The organism is Arenimonas aestuarii, assembly GCF_054781715.1.
On record NZ_BAAGTW010000004.1, the window covers coordinates 546,824 to 564,556 of the forward strand.

A 17,733-nucleotide genomic window follows, 5' to 3' on the forward strand; every position below is an offset into this window, starting at 1 on the left:
CGCATCACCTTGCCTTGCCCAGGCGTTCGAGCAGCGCATTGGGCGAAGCGAAACACATCTCGCCGGTGGCCACGTCCACCGCCACCTGGATGCTGGTGGCGCGCGTGAGCACTTCGCCGGTGTCGGCGTCACGCACCTGGTAGTCGATCTTCAGGCGGTTCTCCCACTCCACCAGCGTTGCCCGCACCACCAGCGACTGGCCGTAACGCGCCGACCGCACGTATTTGGCGCGCAGGTCGACGATGGGCCAGGCGTAACCCGATGCCCGCATCTGTGGGTAGTCGTAGTCGAAGGACTGCAGCAGCGCGCAGCGTGCCAGCTCGAAGTATTTGACGTAGTGGCCGTGCCAGACCACTTCCATCGGGTCGATGTCGTGGAAGGCCGGGGTAAGCGCCACCTCGGCGCTGAACTCAGTCTTCATACAGGCTCCAGGCGCGATCACGGATGGCCTGGATCAGCTGCCGAAGCTCGCCGTCCAGGGCACGGTCCTCCACGACCAGCGGGATGCGCCGGCCCAGGTCCTGCAGCATTTCTTCAGGGGCCGCGGAAAGGCCGGTGTCGCGCTCGAGCGCACGCCGCAGCGCCACGCCCTGGCGCGCGGTGACCAGCAGGGCCGCCGTCACCTGTTCGGTGAGCTCGATGATGCGCAGGCAGTCGCGGGCGGCGATCGTACCCATGCTCACCTTGTCCTGGTTGTGGCACTCGGTGGAGCGCGAGAACACCGACGCCGGCATGGTCAGCTTCAGGGCCTCGGCGGTCCAGGCCGAGGCGCTGATCTGAAGCGCCTTGAGGCCATGGTTGAGCGCGGCGCGGTCCCCCGAGGCTGCCGACAGGTTGGCTGGCAGGCCGTGGTTGTAACGCGCGTCCACCAGCAGGGCCATCTGCCGGTCGAGCAAGTCGGCCAGGTTGGCGACCGCGTTCTTCATGCAGTCCATCGCGAAGGCGATGTGGCCGCCGTAGAAGTGGCCGCCATGCAGCACCATTTCCTGGGCGGCGTCGATGATCGGGTTGTCGTTGGCGCTGTTGAGCTCGTTTTCGATGTTGGCGCGCAGCCAGGGCAGCGCATCCTCGAGCACCCCGATCACGTGCGGGGCGCAGCGCAGGGAATAACGATCCTGGATGCGCAGCTCATTACGCGGCGGCCGGTCGGAGGCCAGGTCCTGGCGCAGCCGCGCGGCCACCCGCTGCTGGCCGGGGTGTGGCTTGACCGCGAACAGGGCTTCGTCGAAATGGTGGGCATTGCCGTCGCTGGCCAGCACGTTGAAGGCGGTGATGCGCGTCGCCAGCCGGCCCAGGTAGTCGGCCCGCCGCCACGCCAGGCAGGCCAGCGCGGTCATCACCGCGGTACCGTTCATGATCGCCAGGCCTTCCTTGGGCCGCAGCTTCAGCGGCGCCAGGCCGTGGTCGGCCAGGGCTTCGGCGGCCGGGCGGATGCGGCCGCGGTGGTGGACCTCGCGTTCGCCGCAGAGCACGGCGGCGACATAGGAAAGCGGGGTCAGGTCACCGCTGGCACCCACCGATCCCTCGGCCGGGATCAGCGGCAGGATGTCGTGCTCGAGCAGCGCCTGAAGCTGGCGCAGCAGGCCAAGGCTGACGCCGGACATGCCCTGCGACAGCGAGGCCAGCCGCGCCACCAGCACCGCGCGCGTTTCCTCGGGATCAAGGAAACGACCCAGGCCGACCCCATGGTAGGTGTAGAGGCGATGCGGCAATTCGGCGACCTGCGCCGGCGGGATCACCACCGTGCACGAATCGCCGTAGCCGGTACTGACGCCATACACGGCGCCGTCCTCGGCGATCAGGCGGTCGACGAACTCGGCGCCGCGGTTGATGTGCGCCCGGAAGCCGGCGTCGTCCGACAGCTGGCAGCGCGCGTCGCCGCGGGCCAGGTCGGCCACGTCCTCGATGCGCAGCGCGCTGCCATCGATGGTGAGGGAGCGTGGTTCAGTCAGGACGCTTGCCATGGGGGCTGGGTTCCCAGAACGGATAGAAGTTGAACCAGTCATACGGGGATTCTCGCAGCCGCGCCGCCATCCAGGCGGCGAACCGCGATGCCTGTTCATCCAGGCTTGCCTGGCGGTCGTGCCGGGCAAGCGTGATTTTGTCGCTCATCAGTTCGATGCGGGCATGGTAGCCCGCGCCTTCGTGCTGGCAGGACAGCAGCCAGAGCGGGCAGCGCAGCACGGCGGCCATCAGGTAGGGGCCGGCCGGGAGCTCGGCCTGGTGGCCCAGGAACCGGGCCCTGGCGACGCGGTCGCCGGCGACGGGCACCCGGTCACCGGCAATGGCGATGAACTCGCCGGCGGCAACGCGGTCGGCCAGCATCATCGCGGTGGCCGGCGAAAAGTCGGTGACCTGCAGCAGGCGCACGCTGGCCTTGGGGTTGATGCGGTCGAGGATCTGGTTGAAGCGCTGCGCGTTCGCCGTGTGCACCAGGATCGACACCCGCAGGCCTTCGCGCCAGGTCGCGGCCACCTGCATCAGCTCCAGGCAACCCATGTGCGCGGTGACGATGATGCCGCCCTGCCCCGCCTGCGACGCGGCCAGCATCGGCTCGTAGCCGGTGAAGCGCACGCGCTCGCGCGGAATGCGGCCACCGATGGCCAGCATCTTGTCGAGCAGGGTTTCGGCGAAGCAGGTGAAGTGGCGCAGGCTCGCGCGCCAACCCGGCCGCCTGGCGAACAGGCCGGGCTCGGCCGCGTGCAGGCGTCGCAGGTACTGGAGCGAACTGCGGCGCGCCAGCGGGCTGCCCAGCCAGTAGGCCAGCACCACGGGATACAGGCAGGCCAGGAACGGCCAGCGGCCGAAGGCACGGTGCACGCCGTAAAGCAGCCAGGTGCCGCCGACGAAGGTCGATTCACCCACGTCCGCCCAGTGCTGCGAGCGCATCAGCCGCGCACCTTGCGGGCCAGCAGCCGCGGCAGGCGCCAGAGCATGCCGAAGAACAGGCGCGTATGCATGGCCGAAATGCGCAGGTTGTCGCGCAGCATCCGGAAGTGCGACACGCCGTGTTCGGGGTAAGTCACCCGCGTCGGGCAGTCGCGCACATCCAGGCCCTGCCAATAGAGGCGCACCAGGATTTCAGAGTCGAAATCCATGCGCGTGCCGATGTATTCGCGATCAATCAGCGCCAGGGTCGGCGCCAGCGGATACACCCGGAAGCCACACATCGAATCGCGGATGGCCAGCGACAGCGTATTGATCCAGACCCAGACATGGCTGGCGTAGCGGCCGTAGAGCCGTGCCCTGGGTACCGAGTCGTCGTAGATCGGTCGGCCGTTGATGACGGCGCCGGGGGTTTCCCTCGCCATCGCCAGGAAACGCGGTACGTCGCGGGCGTCGTGCTGGCCGTCGGCGTCGATCTGCAGGGCGTGGCTGAAGCCGCGGCGACCGGCCTCGCGCAGACCGGCCATCACCGCCGCGCCCTTGCCCTGGTTGTGGTCGAGGCGAAGCAGCGACACCGCGTCCGGGAAATCCGCGGCCAGGCGCGCCAAAAGGGCGGCGCAGTCGGGCCCCGACCCATCGTCCACCAGCAGGCAGGGCACACCCAGGCCACGCAGGGTGTGCACCAGGCCCTCGATGGCCTGCGGGTGGTCGAAGACCGGCACCACGACCAGCGGCAACACGTCCTGGCTCATGCGTCCTGACCCGTCTGGTAGCGCAGGCGGCCGCTGGCGTGCACGCCGGTCGCGGAGCTGAACCGGAAGCCCAGCTGGCCCTTGGCGGCCTGCCAGGTCAATTCGACGTCGAGCCGGTCGCCGGGCCGCACCAGGTGCTGGAACTTGACCGCGTCCATGCCGGCGAAGTCGCCGGTCACCGGAAAGGCCTGCCGGCCCAGCCGGTTCGCCCAGTCCACCAGCGCCACGCCCGGCAGGATGGCGGCCTGCGGGAAATGACCGTCGAACACGGCCAGGCCGGGGTCCACGTCCAGCTGCAGCCGCGCGCGTTCGCTGCTCCGCTCCTGCCATGACGGGGCCGGCATGTGCGGGCGGAACAGGGCCAGCAGCTCGCGCTGGGGGGTCTTGCCCCGGGCGTCGGTGGGCAGCGCCTCGAGGAAGCGCCATCGCCGCGGCCAGGCGATCGGATCGATGTGCCCGGCCAGCGCCTCGCGCAGGCGGCCGGCCAGGGCGCCCCGCCCTTCGGCGTCCAGCACGGCCTGGCCGGCTGCCGACGGCACGACGGCCGCACCCAGCAGGATCCGGTGCCCGGGCAGCGGCAGGACCCGCGCATCGGCGACCCAGCGAGATCGCATCAGCGTCGCGTCGATGGCCTCGAGCGAAATGCGGCGCTCTTCGATCTTGACGATGCGGTCGGCGCGCCCGAGCAGCACGAAGCCACCCAGCGGCGACGCTTCGGCGCGGTCCTGCGTGGCCTGCCAGCCGTCGTGGTCCAGGTGCGGCGACTGCAGGTGCAGGCGGCCTTGTTCAATGCGCCACTGCACGCCGGGCAAAGCCTGCCAGGGCGCCTGCTCGCCGCCGGGGGCGCGCCAGGCGACGCCGCCGGTTTCGGTGCTGCCGTAAACCTCGATCGCGGCCTGGCCCCAGAGTCGGCGTACTTCCAGCGCCGCGTCCGGCGGCAGCGGTCCGCCCGAGGAGAACACCGCCCTCAGGCCAGCGGCCAGGCCCGACCAGTCCTGGTTCGCCGGCAGTCGTTTGAGGTGGGCCGGGCTGGCGACCAGCGCCACCGGCGGGTCGCCCAGCGCTGTCAGTTGTTCGTTGAAGGCCAGCCGCCGGCGCGCGAACGTCCGCCCGGCGGACAGCGGCCAGAGCACGCGGAACAGCAGGCCGTAGATGTGCTGGTGCGAGACCGTGCCCTGGACCTGTGCCCCGCCGAGGCGGTCGCCGAAGGCACTTTCCAGCGCGGCCACTTCGCTGTCGAGCTGCGCCAGGGACTTGCTGATCGCGCTCGGCTCGCCGGTGGACCCCGACGTAAAGAGCACCAGCCGGCAGGCGCGGGGGTCCAGTGCCGCCAGGGTCGCGGGATCGCCCTGTATGCCCGGCGGCGCCATCGCGTCGGGCAGCTCGCCGATGGCCAGCCGGGTTTGCGTAGCCAGGCGTTCAAGCGTGGCGGGCAGTACGTCGCCTGGCAGCCAGGGCGTGCGTCCCGCTTGCCAGGCGCCGAACAGCGCGGCGGAAAACTCGCCGGCGTCTTCGTCGAACAGGGCCACGTCGCCGGGCGGCGCCGCCGCCAGGGCCTGACGCCAGCCGGCGACGCGGGCCAGCCAGGCCGAAGCGCTCAGACCCGGCAGGATTTCCCGCCGGCCGGGCAGCCGGCCGGGTGCGCACAGCTGCGCCAGTGGCAGCCTGGGCTCAGTGCTCATGGCGCGGGCGCAGCAGGCGTTCGCCCAGGACCAGGGCGCCGATCAGCAGGTAGGCGACAAGTCCGTTGTAAAGCGCCCAGGTGGCGTCGGACGCGGCCACCGCCGTCCACAGCGCGATGCCGCCGTTGACCAGGAAAAAGCCGCACCAGACCTGGGTGACCCGGGTGACGTAAGGAATGGCTTCCGGCGGCAGGTTCGGTTCCTGCAGGCGCGCCAGGCGTTCGATGACGGTGGGCGGGCGCCACAGGCTGGTCGCGAATACGCCCAGCAGCGCCAGGTTCACCAGCACCGGGTAGAGCTTGAGTGGCAGGCCGTCATTGGCCAGGAAGCTGGCCAGCACCAGCAGGCCGGCGCCGGCGGCTGCCGCGCGCCACATGGGTTCGGGTGACGTCGCGGCCCGCAGGCCGGCGGCCAGCAGCAGGAGCAGTGCAACCCAGCGCGGCTCCCAGCGGCCCAGGCCGAACCAGACGGCAAGTGGGTACAGCAGGGTCGCCAGCCAGGCCAGGCCGGTCGCGGCGCGCATGTTCAGTCGACCGCGACGGAACCGTCGCCGGCGTGCATCATCGCGTGCAACGCGTCGACGACGTCCTGCACGGTACGCACGGAACGGAACGCCTCGGGCTTGAGGTTGCCGCCCAGCAGGGGCTTGAGCTGCACGATCAGGTCCACCGCGTCGATGCTGTCGATGTCCAGGTCTTCGCCCAGGCGCGAGGCCGGCGTGACCCGGTCCGGGTCGATGTCGAACGTGTCGTGCAGGATGCCGACGATGCGCTGGAAGAGCTGATCCTTGGTCATTGGTCTGGAACTCGTACGTCGGCCCGGAGGGCCTTACTGCTTCTGGTTCGCGGCGACGAAGGCACAGAGTGCGTCGACGCTGGCGAAATGCTGGCGGGTTTCGGCCGAATCGGCCGCGAGGGTCACGCCATAGCGCTTTTGCAGGGCCAGGCCCAGCTCCAGCGCATCGATCGAATCCAGGCCCAGGCCTTCGTTGAACAGCGGTGCGGACGCGTCGATGTCGTCGGGGCCGATGTCCTCAAGGGACAGGGTGGTGATGATCAGTTCCTTGATTTCAGTTTGCAGCGCCGACACGCGACAGCTCCGTCTTGAAGAAGTGGTCCAGGGATTCGCTCAGGTGCCTCGCGGCGAGGGCCTCGGACGCGGCGCCGTCCAGGAAAGGGGCGACCGGAATGTCCGGCAGGACCTCGATCCTGACGTGAAATCGCCGTGAAGGCACACGATACCATTTCTCACCCTTGCCCAAGGTGCGCGGCTGGCAGGTGACCAGCACCGGCGTGACGTCGATCCGGCCCCGGACGGCGATGTTCGCGGCGCCGCGCTGCAGGGGCCCCAGGGCCTGCCCACGCGGCGTGCGGGTGCCCTCCGGGAAGATCACCAGGTTGCGGCCCGAGTGCACCGTGCGGATGCAGTCCTCGACCAGGCCGGCGCCGCTGTGGTTGCAGATGTAACCCGTCGCCTTCACCGGCCAGCGGGTGAAAGGGTTGCCGAGCAGGCGCGCCTTGACCACGCAGTCGGCCTGCGGGATCAGCGAGACCAGGAACACCACGTCGATCAGGGTCGGGTGGTTGGCCAGCACCAGCAGGCCGCGGCGGTCGAGTCGCTCCAGGCCATGCAATTCATAGCTGAGCACGCCAAGCCGGTGCATCAGGCCGACATGCCCGGCAAAACTGCGCCGTATCAGGGACCGCGCGATTTCGCCCTGGCGCGCCGGATCACGAACGAACAGTCGCAGCAGCGGAAACACCAGCACGCCCAGCAGCAGCCCGCCCAGACCGAAGACGGCGAAGGAAACGGCGGTGCCGACAAGGCGCCAGGCGCGGTTGATCCCGTCAGGCATCACGGTTCCAGCGTCGCCCGGACACGGGCGCGGACAGGCTCGGATCGCCGGACAGCAGCCAGCGCATTACTTCCAGGCCGTGCGGCAGCAAGGGCGGCCTGGTCGGCGCGCTAGCGCCCTCCCCGCCCGGCGCCAGCGACAGCGCCGCTTCGCCGTCCCGCGGCAGGCGCAAGCGCCAGGCCCAGGCGTAGGGGGCCTCGGGCTCGTCGCGATAGCAGGCGTAGTCCGCGGGCGTGAGGTCGTCGCAGTGCACCACCAGCACCGAGGCTTCACCGTCGGCCAGCAGGCCCAGGGCTTCGGTGACGGCGGCCTCAGGAGACTCCACGCCGCCGGAGACGGCGAGGTAGTTGCCGGTCAGTCCGCGGGCGATCGAATACTGGGCGATCACGGCGTTGTGCGTGGATAGCCCGAAGTGCGTCGGTGACAGCGGCTCGCCGCCGGCCAGGCCGCGCAGCATCTGGAAGGTGCGGGTGATGTCGCCGTGCCGCGACGAAAACACCACCGGCACCGAGGGCTCCGGTTCCGGCTGCAGCCGCCATGCCACCTGCAGGGCCATGCGGCCGAGCTTTTCCAGGCGCCTGCGCTGCATGGCCGGCATGTCGGCGAGCGCCGGCACCTGCTCACCTTCGGGCAGGCGCGGCGCCTGCGCCCAGGCCAGCCATTGCTCGCGGCTTTCCAGCCCCGGCGCGAAGGCGGACCAGTCCGAAACCACGAATCGGTTGTGCATGCGCTGACGCTCCCCGGCGTACTAACCGATACATCCTCGCCGCAGCGGCGGCAAAGAAAAAGCCCGGCCGGAGCCGGGCTTTTCGCGACGCTAGATGGCGTCCCCACGGGGATTCGAACCCCGGTCGCTACCGTGAAAGGGTAATGTCCTAGGCCTCTAGACGATGGGGACAGCGTTCTCTAACAAATCGGTGGTGGAGCTAATCGGGATCGAACCGATGACCTCTACAATGCCATTGTAGCGCTCTCCCAGCTGAGCTATAGCCCCACCGAAGGAAGAAGCGGAAGTTTAGACATGAGCCGCGGGCCCGTCAAGCGCATGCGGTGTTTTTTTTCTCCGCCGGGCTCGGATCCATGTCGGAAAGGGAGTGAGGTCCGTGCCCCTGCCCTTCAAGATAGTCCAGCCACTTGTTGAGGAAGCTGTTCATCCTCAGGCGGTGGCCGACCAGGGCCTGCACGCTCGGGCGCAGGCCCAGGACGTCCTGCCAGTGGCGGCCGACATAACAGTGCGTCGCTTCGGCCTGGCGCGCGTCGCGGTACAGGCGCACGTAGGCGGAAGGATCGGGCTGGCCGGTACGGGCGTCGATCATCAGGTAGCTCAGGCGCAGCTCGACCGTGTACGCATGCAGGGCAAGCACTTCCACCCGCAGGTCGAGTTCACCCGCCACGCGCGAGAGGTAGACGCCCTCGGACAGGGCCTGCGGCTGGAACATGCGGGTCAGGCGCGTGAAGTTCTCGCCATACAGCCCCATGAGCCACTCGAAGCGGCCCAGGCGCGGCAGGTTCCTTGCGGTTGGCGCGGCGGCAGGCATGACCGGATGCTAGCACGCGGCCGCGGCGCCAAAAGGGCCGCCGGAAGGGCTCAGAACATGTGCCGGTGGATGCCCAGGTTGGCCAGCACCTTGCCGGCGATTTCCTCGATCGAGGTATGGGTGGTGCTGAGCACGGGGATGTTCTCCTGCCGGAACAGGGCCTCGGCCGCGACCACTTCGGACCGGCAGGTGGCCAGCGTGGCGTAGCGGGAATTGGGCCGGCGTTCCTCGCGGATCTGCGACAGGCGCTCGGGATCGATGGTGAGCCCGAACAGCTTGCGCCGGTGGGCGCGAAGCCGGCGCGGCAGCTCCCGTCCCTCCAGGTCCTCGATGGTCAGCGGATAGTTGGCCGCCTTCACGCCGTAGTGCAGCGCCATGTACAGGCAGGTCGGGGTCTTGCCCGACCGTGACACGCCGACCAGGATCACGTCGGCGTCGTCGTAGTGCACGTCCATGCCGTCATCGTGGGTCAGCGCGTAGTTGGTGGCGTTGATGCGCTGCTCGTAGGCCGCGAAATCGACCATGCCGTGGGCGTGGCCGACGCGCGGGTGGCGCTTTTGCTGCAATTCCTGCTCGAGCGGGCTGATGAAGGGTGCGAACACGTCCAGCATCAGCGCCCCGCTTTCGGCCAGCAGGGAATTGAGGTCGGGGTCCACGACCGTGTTCACCACCACCGGCCTCAGCCCGGCCTCCTCCCCGGCGGCGCGGATCTCGGCGACGGCGGCATCGGCCTTCTCGACGCTGTCCACGAAGGCGATCCGGCGGGTGGCGAATTCGGTGCCGCTGAACTGGGTCAGCAGGCTGTGGCCGATGGTCTCGGCCGTGATGCCCGTGCCGTCGGAGACGTAAAAAACCGGCCGTACCCCTTCCATGCCCTGCTTTCCCCTGAGAATTCAAGCTTGTATGGCGTGCGCTCGGGTCGCATCATACGCAGCTTGGAGCGCATGGAGACACCCTTGAACGCCGACGTCCTTTGGCTGCACGAACTTCGCTTGTCCGACCTGGCCCAGGTCGGCGGGAAGAACTCCTCGCTGGGCGAGATGATTGGCCACCTGGCCCAGCTCGGGGTCTCGGTGCCCGGTGGTTTCGCCACCACCGCCGACGCCTTCCGGCGCTTCATCGCCCACAACGACCTCAGCCAGCGCATCTTCGACCGCCTGGCCACGCTCGACGTCGAGGACGTCGACGCCCTGGTCGCCGCGGGTGGCGAAATCCGCGGCTGGGTCATCGACGCCCCGCTGCAGCCCGAACTCGATCAGGCCATCCGCGACGGTTACCGCCGCATGTGCAGCGAGGCCGGCGCCGCCGACATCGCCGTCGCGGTGCGCTCCTCGGCGACCGCCGAGGACCTGCCCGACGCCAGCTTCGCCGGCCAGCAGGAAACCTTCCTCAACGTCACCGGCGAAGACGACGTGGTGCGCAAGGTGAAGGAGGTTTTCGCCAGCCTCTACAACGACCGCGCCATCGCCTACCGGGTGCACCACGGCTTCAAGCACGAGGACGTTTTCCTCAGCGCCGGCGTGCAGCTGATGGTGCGTTCCGACATCGGCGCCTCGGGCGTGCTGTTCACGCTCGACACCGAATCGGGCTTCCGCGACGTGGTGTTCGTCACCTCGAGTTTTGGCCTGGGCGAAATGGTCGTCCAGGGCGCGGTCAATCCCGACGAGTTCTACGTCTACAAGCCGACCCTGCGCCAGGGCAAGCCGGCGGTCCTGCGCCGCACCCTGGGCAGCAAGCAGCTGCGCATGGTCTATTCCGACGCCCCGGGCGAGCGTGTCCGCACCGAGCCCACCCCGGCCGAGATGCAGCGCCAGTTCTCGATCTCCGATGCCGACGTCGAGGAACTGTCCCGCCAGGCCCTGGTCATCGAAGAGCACTACGGTCGCCCGATGGACATTGAGTGGGCCAAGGACGGCAACACCGGCAAGCTCTACGTCGTCCAGGCGCGACCCGAGACGGTGAAGTCGCGCGCCCACGCCACCCAGATCGAACGTTTCCACCTGGACAAGCGCGGCGATGTGCTGTCCGAGGGCCGCGCCATCGGCCACAAGATCGGCGCCGGCACCGCGCGCATCGTCCGCAGCCTGGCCGAGATGAGCAAGTTCCAGCCCGGCGACGTGCTGGTGGCCGACATGACCGATCCCGACTGGGAGCCGATCATGAAACGCGCCGCCGCCATCGTCACCAACCGCGGCGGCCGCACCTGCCACGCCGCGATCATCGCCCGTGAACTGGGCGTGCCGGCCGTGGTCGGCACCGGCGACGCGATGAGCGCCATTCCCGATGGCGCCGAAGTCACCGTGAGCTGCTCCGAGGGCGACACGGGTTACATCTACGGCGGCAAGCTGGGCTTCGAGGTCACCACCACCGACCTTGGCAGCATGCCGCCGGCACCGCTGAAGATCATGATGAACGTCGGCAACCCCGAGCGTGCCTTCGACTTCGCCCAGTTGCCCAACCAGGGCATCGGCCTGGCGCGCCTGGAATTCATCATCGCCCGCCAGATCGGCGTGCATCCGCGCGCCCTGCTCGAATACGACAAGCAGCCCGCGGACCTGAAGAAGCAGATCGACCAGATCACCGCCGGCTACGCCGACCCGGTGTCCTTCTACGTCGAGCGGCTGGCCGAGGGCATCGCCACGCTGACGGCGGCCTTCGCGCCAAATGCCGTGATCGTGCGCCTGTCGGACTTCAAGTCAAACGAATACGCCAACCTCGTCGGCGGCAAGCAGTACGAGCCGCACGAGGAGAACCCGATGATCGGGTTCCGCGGCGCCTCCCGTTACGTGCACCCCGAGTTCCGCGAGTGTTTCGCGCTCGAGTGCCAGGCGGTGCGCAAGGTCCGCGATGAAATGGGCCTGACCAACTGCTGGATCATGATCCCCTTCGTGCGCACCCTGGCCGAGGGCCGGGCGGTGATCGAAACGCTGGAGGCCAACGGGCTCAAGCGCGGGGAAAACGGCCTGAAGGTCATCATGATGTGCGAGCTGCCGTCCAACGCGCTGCTCGCCGACGAATTCCTGGAGATGTTCGACGGCTTTTCGATCGGGTCGAACGACCTCACCCAGCTTACACTTGGCCTTGACCGCGACTCGGGTATCGTTGCCCATCTGTTCGACGAGCGCGACGCCGCCGTCAAGAAGCTGCTGGCCATGGCGATCTCCACCGCGAAGGCCAAGGGCAAGTACATCGGTATCTGCGGCCAGGGTCCCTCCGACCATCCCGACCTCGCCGACTGGTTGATGCAACAGGGCATCGAGTCCGTGTCGCTCAATCCCGATACCGTCATCGACACCTGGCTGCGACTGGCCAAGATCAAGGCGAATTGATGACCCAGGCAACCCCGACCCCACCCTCTCCCGCGCCCGCCGACGTCGCCGACCAGGCTCAGCAGGCGGCAGAATCGGCCACCGAGGCCGCCAATGCGGCGGCGCGTGCCGCCGGACGGATAGATGGCGTCGAGGCCCAGCTGGCCGACCTGCTGAACATGCCGCCCTGGGCCGCCAAACTGATGCTGGCGGCGGCGGTCGGCCTGGTCGGCTGGTTCCTGATCAAGCTGCTCACCAAGGGTGCGGACCGGGTCATGGTCCGCTCGGGCATGGAGCAGATCCTGCGCGACTTCCTGGGCAAGATCGTCCGGGTGGTGGGCCTGGTGGTGGTGTTCGTTGCGGTGCTCGATGCCGTCGGCGTGCCCACCACGTCGCTGCTGGCGGTGCTCGGCGCCGCCGGCCTGGCGGTGGGCCTGGCGCTGAAGGATTCGCTGTCGAACATCGCCGCCGGCGTCATGCTGATCGTGCTGCGGCCCTTCCGGGCCGGTGATGCCGTCGAAGCTGCCGGCCAGCAGGGCATTGTCGAACGCGTGGGCATTTTCCAGACGGTCTTGCGCGCCTACCAGAACCACGACGTGGTGCTGCCCAACAGCGAAATCACCACTTCGCCGATCATCAACTTCACCGCCCGTGGCCAGCGTCGCATCGACCTGTCGGTCGGCATCGGCTACGGCGACGACGTCCGCAAGGCCCGCGAGGCCCTGCTGGGCATCGCCAACGACAATGAAAAGGTGCTCGCGGATCCGCCGGCCGAAGTCCTGGTGACCGGGCTGGGCGAGTCCAGCGTCGACCTGGTCCTGCGCGCCTGGGTGAACACCCCCGACTACGTCGCCACCAGCAGCGTGTTGAACGAGGCCGTGCACCGCAACTTCGGCGAGATCGGCATCTCCATTCCCTTCCCGCAGCGCGACCTGCACATCTACCACCACGGGTCCGACGGCCAGGTGCTGGACCTGCCCAAGGCCGCGTTCGAAGGCGTCGCGAAGGACTAGGCCGGGCTCAGTCGCCCGAGGGGCCGGCCAGCTCCGCCAGGCCGCCCAGCCGGCCCATGTGCCGGCGGTAGTGCGCCAGTTCCTTCACCGATTCGCGGATGTCCGAAAGCGCCGTGTGCGCGCCGACCTTCTGCACGCCCGCAAGCACGTCCGGCGACCAGCGCCGCGACAGCTCCTTGAGCGTGGAGACGTCGAGGTTGCGGTAGTGGAAATAGCGCTCGAGCCGCGGCATGTGCCGCACCAGGAATCGCCGGTCCTGGCAGATCGAGTTGCCGCAGATCGGCGACTTGCCCGCCGGCACCCAGTCGGCCAGGAAGGCCACCGTCAGCGCCTCGGCCTGGGCCATGGTCACCTGGCTGTCGAGTACGCGCTGCCACAGGCCGGAACGGGTATGGGTACCGCGGTTCCAGTCGTCCATCGCCTCGAGCCGCTCCAGCGGGTGCCGGATGGCAAGCTCCGGGCCTTCGGCCAGGATGTTGAGTTCGCTGTCGGTGACCAGGGTGGCGATCTCGATCACCGAGTCGGTGTCCGGATCCAGGCCGGTCATTTCCAGGTCGATCCAGACCAGGTTGTTCGGGTTGGCGGGCATGCGGCTGGCGGCAGTGATGGTCGAGGCGGCATCATACCCCGCCGACCCGCCAACCCAGGCCCACGATGTTCCCCACCGAAAGCCTCGACCACTACCGCATCCTCGGCTCCATGCTGGCCCCTGCCCTGCTGATGGCGGCGACGGGCTCGCTGCTGATCTCGGCCAACAACCGCCTGGCCAGGGTCGTGGACCGGCTGCGGGCCCTGTTGGGCCAGTGGGAATCCACGAGCGGCGAACACCGCACGGTGCTGGAGGTCCAGATCCGCCGGCACCGTGCCCGCGCCACCCACGTGATGCGCGCCTGCGTGATGCTCTACGTCTCGCTGGGCTGTTTCGTCGGCACCAGCCTGGCGTTGGCGATCGATGCCTTCAGCGGCTTCCGTCTCGGCCTGGCGCCCACGGTCCTGGCCATCGCCGGCGTGTTGAGCATGCTGGTGGCCAGCCTGTTCATGGGCCTGGAAGTGGTGATGGCGGTGCGCAATTTCGACGCCGAGCTCGACATCGAGATGTCGCGGCGCGGCGGCCGCTGATCAGAGCGCGGGCCGGGCCCGCCTGCGACGGAAATAATCGGTGAGCCGGCGCCCGGCCTCTTCGCCGAGCAGGCCGCCGTCGGCCTGCAGCCGGTGGTTGTGGCGGGGATCGGTCAGCAGGTCGAAAACGCTGCCGGCGGCGCCGGTCTTGGGATCGTCGGCGCCATAAACCACCCGTGCCAGCCTGGCGTGGACCATGGCCATGGCGCACATGGCGCAGGGTTCAAGCGTCACGTAGAGCGTGCAGCCGACCAGCCGGTGGTTGCCCAGCGCCTGCCCGGCCCGGCGCATGGCCACGATCTCGGCGTGCGCGGTGGGATCGTGCTCGCCGATGTTGCGGTTCCAGCCCTCGGCCAGCAGTTCGCCATCGGGGCCGACCAGCACGGCACCGACCGGCACCTCGCCCTCGCCTTCGGCCTGTTCGGCCAGCTGCAGGGCGCGCTGCATCCAGGCCTCGTCCTGCGGGGAAAAGCGGGGTTTCATTCCCACTCGATGGTCGCGGGCGGCTTCCCGCTGATGTCATAAACAACGCGAGAAATATCTCGTATCTCGTTGATTATACGGCGAGAAACGGTGTCAAGGAATTCGTAGGGAAGGTGCGCCCAGTGCGCCGTCATGAAGTCCACGGTTTCCACGGCGCGCAGCGCGATGACCCACTCGTAGGCCCGGGCATCGCCCACCACGCCAACGGACTTGACCGGCAGGAACACCGCGAAGGCCTGGCTGGTCTTGTCGTACCAGTCCCACTTGCGCAGCTCTTCGATGAAGATCGCATCGGCCCGGGCCAGCAGCTCGGCGTACTCGCGCTTGACCTCGCCCAGGATGCGCACGCCCAGGCCGGGGCCCGGGAACGGGTGCCGGTAGACCATCTCGCGCGGCAGGCCAAGCTCGACGCCGATGCGCCGGACCTCGTCCTTGAACAGCTCGCGAAGCGGTTCGACCAGGCCCAGCTTCATGTGCTCGGGCAGGCCGCCGACGTTGTGGTGGCTCTTGATGACGTGGGCCTTGCCGGTCTTGGAGCCGGCGGACTCGATCACGTCCGGATAGATGGTGCCCTGGGCAAGCCAGCGCACGTCATCGAGCTTGCTGGCTTCTTCGTCGAAGATCTCGATGAACAGGCGGCCGATGATCTTGCGCTTGGCCTCCGGGTCCGCGACGCCGGCGAGCGCATCGAAATAGCGGTCCGCGGCGTTGACGCGAATGACCTTCACGCCCATGTGCTCGGCGAACATCGCCATCACCTGGTCGCCTTCCTGCCAGCGCAGCAGGCCGGTATCGACGAAAACGCAGGTCAGCTTGTCGCCGATGGCCTTGTGCAGCAGCGCCGCCACCACCGACGAATCGACGCCGCCGGACAGGCCGAGCAGCACCGTGCCCTCGCCCACCTGGTCGCGCACGCGCTGGATCTGGTCTTCGATGATGTTGGCCGCGGTCCACAGCGTGCGGCAGCCGCAGATGTCCACGGCGAAACGCCGCAGCATCTGCTGGCCCGACTTGGTGTGGGTGACTTCCGGGTGGAACTGCACGCCGTACCAGCGGCGCTGGTTGTCGGCCATGGCAATGATCGGCACCGACTCCGTGCGGCCCACCACCTCGAAGCCCGGCGGTACCTGGGTGACCCGGTCGCCATGGCTCATCCACACGTCCAGCCGCGGCGGGCTGCCGGCATGGTCCTTGAGTTCGTCGAAGAGTTCGCAGGGCGCCGTGACCTCGACCTCGGCGTAGCCGAATTCGCGGTGGTGGCCGGCTTCGACCTTGCCGCCATGCTGGGCGGCAAGCGTCTGCATGCCGTAGCAGATGCCCAGGATCGGCACGCCGGCGTCGAAGACCTCCTGCGGCGCGCGGGGCGAGCCGGCCTCGGTGGTCGATTCCGGCCCACCCGAGAGGATGATGCCGCGGGCGCCATACGCGGCGATCTCCGCCGGGTCGTGGTCCCAGGCCCAGATCTCGCAGTAAACGCCCAGTTCGCGGACGCGGCGGGCGATGAGCTGGGTGTACTGCGCCCCGAAATCGAGGATCAGGATTTTGTCGCTATGGATGTCGGTCATGGCAGGCGTCAGCCCATCCGGTAGTTGGGCGGCTCTTTGGTGATCGTCACGTCATGCACATGCGCCTCGCGGGTGCCGGCATTGGTGACCCGGACGAACTTGGGCCTGGTGCGCATTTCCTCGATGGTCGCGCAGCCGACGTAACCCATCGACGAACGCAGGCCACCGGCCAGCTGGTGCACGATGTTGCGCACCGGGCCGCGGTAGGGCACGCGGCCTTCGATGCCCTCGGGCACCAGCTTGTCGGCGTCGGAGGCGTCCTGGAAATAGCGGTCCTTGCTGCCCATTTCCATCGCGCCCAGCGAACCCATGCCGCGGTAGCTCTTGTAGCTGCGGCCCTGGAACAGCTCGACTTCGCCCGGCGCCTCTTCGGTGCCCGCGAACAGGCCGCCGATCATGATGACGCTGGCGCCGGCCACCAGGGCCTTGGCGATGTCGCCGGAGAAACGGATGCCGCCATCGGCGATCAGCGGGATGCGGCCCTTGAGCGCGTCGGCGACCATGCCCACCGCAGTGATCTGCGGCACGCCGACACCGGCGACGATGCGGGTGGTGCAGATCGAGCCGGGGCCAACGCCCACCTTCACTGCGTCGGCACCGGCATCCATCAGCGCCAGCGCGGCGTCGCCGGTGACGATGTTGCCGCCGATGACCTGCAGGTTCGGATAGGTCTTCTTGACCCAGGCGACGCGGTCGATCACGCCCTGGCTGTGGCCGTGGGCGGTGTCCACCACCACCACGTCAACGCCGGCGGCCGCCAGGGCCTCGATGCGGGCTTCGGTGTCGCCGCCCACGCCCACCGCGGCGCCGGCCAGCAGCTGCTCGTCGGCGTCCTTGGCGGCATAGGGGTTGTCGCGGGCCTTCTGGATGTCCTTGACGGTGATCAGGCCGCGCAGCGCGAACTGGTCGTCCACCACCAGCACCTTCTCGATGCGGTGGCGATGCATCAGTTCCAGCACTTCGTCGTCGCTCGCGCCTTCGTGCACCGTGACCAACTTTTCCTTCTTGGTCATGATGTGGCGAACGGGATCGTCGAGCTTCTTCTCGAAGCGCATGTCGCGGCTGGTGACCAGGCCAACGAGGCGGCCGCCATCGACCACCGGCACGCCGGAGATGTTGCGGGCGCGGGTGAGCTTGATGACTTCGCCGATGGTCGTTTCCGGCCCCACGGTGAACGGTTCGCGGATGACGCCGGCCTCGAAGTTCTTGACCTGCAGGACGTGTGCGGCCTGCTGCTGCACGGACATGTTCTTGTGCAGGATGCCGATGCCGCCGAGCTGGGCCATGGCGATGGCCAGGCGGGCTTCGGTGACGGTATCCATGGCGGCCGAGACGATCGGCAGGTTCAGGCGGATGCCGCGCGTGAGCTGCGTGGCGAGGCTGACGTCCTTGGGCAGGACCGCGGAATGGGCGGGAACGAGGGAGACGTCGTCGAACGTCAGCGCTTCGGCCTGGATGCGCAGCATGGAGCGACTCCGGGAGAGAGTGAAGCGCGGCATTATAGCCGTTCGGCGGCCCGGGCGGCTGGGTTG

At 68.6% G+C, this 17,733-nt stretch carries 19 protein-coding genes and 2 tRNA genes; 3 read left to right on the plus strand and 18 right to left on the minus strand.

Going from position 1 to position 17,733, the window contains the following annotated elements; translation table 11 throughout:
- Nucleotides 1-4: 4 nt before the first annotated feature.
- The 14 genes from ACYVJH_RS03390 to ppsR form a co-directional block, all read right to left on the minus strand.
- Complete coding sequence (locus ACYVJH_RS03390; protein WP_460453244.1) at nucleotides 5-421, minus strand: acyl-CoA thioesterase; 417 nt, start codon at nucleotides 419-421, stop codon at nucleotides 5-7.
- Complete coding sequence (locus ACYVJH_RS03395) at nucleotides 411-1,964, minus strand: HAL/PAL/TAL family ammonia-lyase (protein ID WP_460453245.1); 1,554 nt, start codon at nucleotides 1,962-1,964, stop codon at nucleotides 411-413. Before ACYVJH_RS03395 ends, ACYVJH_RS03390 begins: the two co-directional genes overlap by 11 nt.
- Nucleotides 1,945-2,889: an LpxL/LpxP family acyltransferase gene (locus ACYVJH_RS03400; RefSeq protein WP_460453246.1), complete on the minus strand. Its 945-nt coding sequence runs from the start codon at nucleotides 2,887-2,889 to the stop codon at nucleotides 1,945-1,947. The genes ACYVJH_RS03395 and ACYVJH_RS03400 overlap by 20 nt, the downstream gene beginning before the upstream one ends.
- The gene (locus tag ACYVJH_RS03405; protein ID WP_460453247.1) at nucleotides 2,889-3,638 is read right to left on the minus strand and encodes a glycosyltransferase family 2 protein; all 750 of its coding nucleotides are present in this window, start codon (nucleotides 3,636-3,638) and stop codon (nucleotides 2,889-2,891) included. The genes ACYVJH_RS03400 and ACYVJH_RS03405 overlap by 1 nt, the downstream gene beginning before the upstream one ends.
- On the minus strand, nucleotides 3,635-5,320 hold the full coding sequence (locus ACYVJH_RS03410; RefSeq protein WP_460453248.1) for an AMP-binding protein: 1,686 nt from the start codon (nucleotides 5,318-5,320) through the stop codon (nucleotides 3,635-3,637). Before ACYVJH_RS03410 ends, ACYVJH_RS03405 begins: the two co-directional genes overlap by 4 nt.
- A complete protein-coding gene (locus ACYVJH_RS03415) occupies nucleotides 5,310-5,843 on the minus strand; it encodes a COG4648 family protein (RefSeq protein ID WP_460453249.1) in 534 nt (177 codons plus the stop codon). The genes ACYVJH_RS03410 and ACYVJH_RS03415 overlap by 11 nt, the downstream gene beginning before the upstream one ends.
- 2 nt (nucleotides 5,844-5,845) lie before the next feature.
- Nucleotides 5,846-6,115 carry an acyl carrier protein gene (locus tag ACYVJH_RS03420; protein ID WP_460453250.1) on the minus strand — a complete coding sequence of 90 codons (270 nt, stop codon included), beginning with the start codon at nucleotides 6,113-6,115 and terminating at the stop codon, nucleotides 5,846-5,848.
- A gap of 33 nt (nucleotides 6,116-6,148) precedes the next feature.
- Nucleotides 6,149-6,409 carry a phosphopantetheine-binding protein gene (locus ACYVJH_RS03425; RefSeq protein WP_339827670.1) on the minus strand — a complete coding sequence of 87 codons (261 nt, stop codon included), beginning with the start codon at nucleotides 6,407-6,409 and terminating at the stop codon, nucleotides 6,149-6,151.
- Nucleotides 6,390-7,175, minus strand: coding sequence for a lysophospholipid acyltransferase family protein (locus tag ACYVJH_RS03430; protein WP_460453251.1), 786 nt, complete (start codon nucleotides 7,173-7,175; stop codon nucleotides 6,390-6,392). Before ACYVJH_RS03430 ends, ACYVJH_RS03425 begins: the two co-directional genes overlap by 20 nt.
- Nucleotides 7,168-7,902, minus strand: a complete 735-nt coding sequence (locus ACYVJH_RS03435; RefSeq protein ID WP_460453252.1) for a beta-ketoacyl synthase chain length factor — start codon at nucleotides 7,900-7,902, stop codon at nucleotides 7,168-7,170. The genes ACYVJH_RS03430 and ACYVJH_RS03435 overlap by 8 nt, the downstream gene beginning before the upstream one ends.
- Nucleotides 7,903-7,997: 95 nt before the next feature.
- Nucleotides 7,998-8,073 (minus strand) — tRNA-Glu (locus tag ACYVJH_RS03440).
- A gap of 20 nt (nucleotides 8,074-8,093) precedes the next feature.
- Nucleotides 8,094-8,169: transfer RNA gene (locus ACYVJH_RS03445), tRNA-Ala, on the minus strand.
- A 43-nt stretch (nucleotides 8,170-8,212) separates the two neighbouring features.
- Nucleotides 8,213-8,713: a DUF1249 domain-containing protein gene (locus tag ACYVJH_RS03450; protein ID WP_460453253.1), complete on the minus strand. Its 501-nt coding sequence runs from the start codon at nucleotides 8,711-8,713 to the stop codon at nucleotides 8,213-8,215.
- Between the two features lie 50 nt (nucleotides 8,714-8,763).
- Nucleotides 8,764-9,585, minus strand: a complete 822-nt coding sequence (ppsR, locus tag ACYVJH_RS03455) for a posphoenolpyruvate synthetase regulatory kinase/phosphorylase PpsR (protein ID WP_460453254.1) — start codon at nucleotides 9,583-9,585, stop codon at nucleotides 8,764-8,766.
- Between the two features lie 84 nt (nucleotides 9,586-9,669).
- Between ppsR and ppsA the strand changes: the two genes are divergently transcribed.
- Nucleotides 9,670-12,042, plus strand: coding sequence for a phosphoenolpyruvate synthase (ppsA, locus tag ACYVJH_RS03460; protein ID WP_460453255.1), 2,373 nt, complete (start codon nucleotides 9,670-9,672; stop codon nucleotides 12,040-12,042).
- Complete coding sequence (locus ACYVJH_RS03465; protein ID WP_460453256.1) at nucleotides 12,042-13,034, plus strand: mechanosensitive ion channel family protein; 993 nt, start codon at nucleotides 12,042-12,044, stop codon at nucleotides 13,032-13,034. The genes ppsA and ACYVJH_RS03465 overlap by 1 nt, the downstream gene beginning before the upstream one ends.
- A gap of 7 nt (nucleotides 13,035-13,041) precedes the next feature.
- Here ACYVJH_RS03465 and orn read toward each other — a convergent pair whose 3' ends face one another.
- Nucleotides 13,042-13,623 (minus strand): oligoribonuclease, encoded by a 582-nt coding sequence (gene orn, locus ACYVJH_RS03470; protein WP_460453257.1) that lies wholly within the window; start codon nucleotides 13,621-13,623, stop codon nucleotides 13,042-13,044.
- 65 nt (nucleotides 13,624-13,688) lie between these two features.
- Here orn and ACYVJH_RS03475 point away from each other — a divergent pair, with 65 nt between their 5' ends.
- Entirely contained in the window at nucleotides 13,689-14,153 is a 465-nt protein-coding gene (locus ACYVJH_RS03475; RefSeq protein ID WP_460453258.1) for a DUF2721 domain-containing protein, read from the plus strand.
- Here ACYVJH_RS03475 and tadA read toward each other — a convergent pair whose 3' ends face one another.
- Genes tadA through guaB form a run of 3 tightly spaced genes read right to left on the minus strand, consistent with a single transcriptional unit; the run spans nucleotide 14,154 to nucleotide 17,667 of the window.
- A complete protein-coding gene (tadA, locus tag ACYVJH_RS03480; protein WP_460453259.1) occupies nucleotides 14,154-14,636 on the minus strand; it encodes a tRNA adenosine(34) deaminase TadA in 483 nt (160 codons plus the stop codon).
- Nucleotides 14,633-16,201: a glutamine-hydrolyzing GMP synthase gene (gene guaA, locus ACYVJH_RS03485; RefSeq protein WP_460453260.1), complete on the minus strand. Its 1,569-nt coding sequence runs from the start codon at nucleotides 16,199-16,201 to the stop codon at nucleotides 14,633-14,635. The genes tadA and guaA overlap by 4 nt, the downstream gene beginning before the upstream one ends.
- An 8-nt stretch (nucleotides 16,202-16,209) precedes the next feature.
- On the minus strand, nucleotides 16,210-17,667 hold the full coding sequence (guaB, locus tag ACYVJH_RS03490) for an IMP dehydrogenase (protein ID WP_460453261.1): 1,458 nt from the start codon (nucleotides 17,665-17,667) through the stop codon (nucleotides 16,210-16,212).
- Between the last annotated feature and the right edge of the window lie 66 nt (nucleotides 17,668-17,733).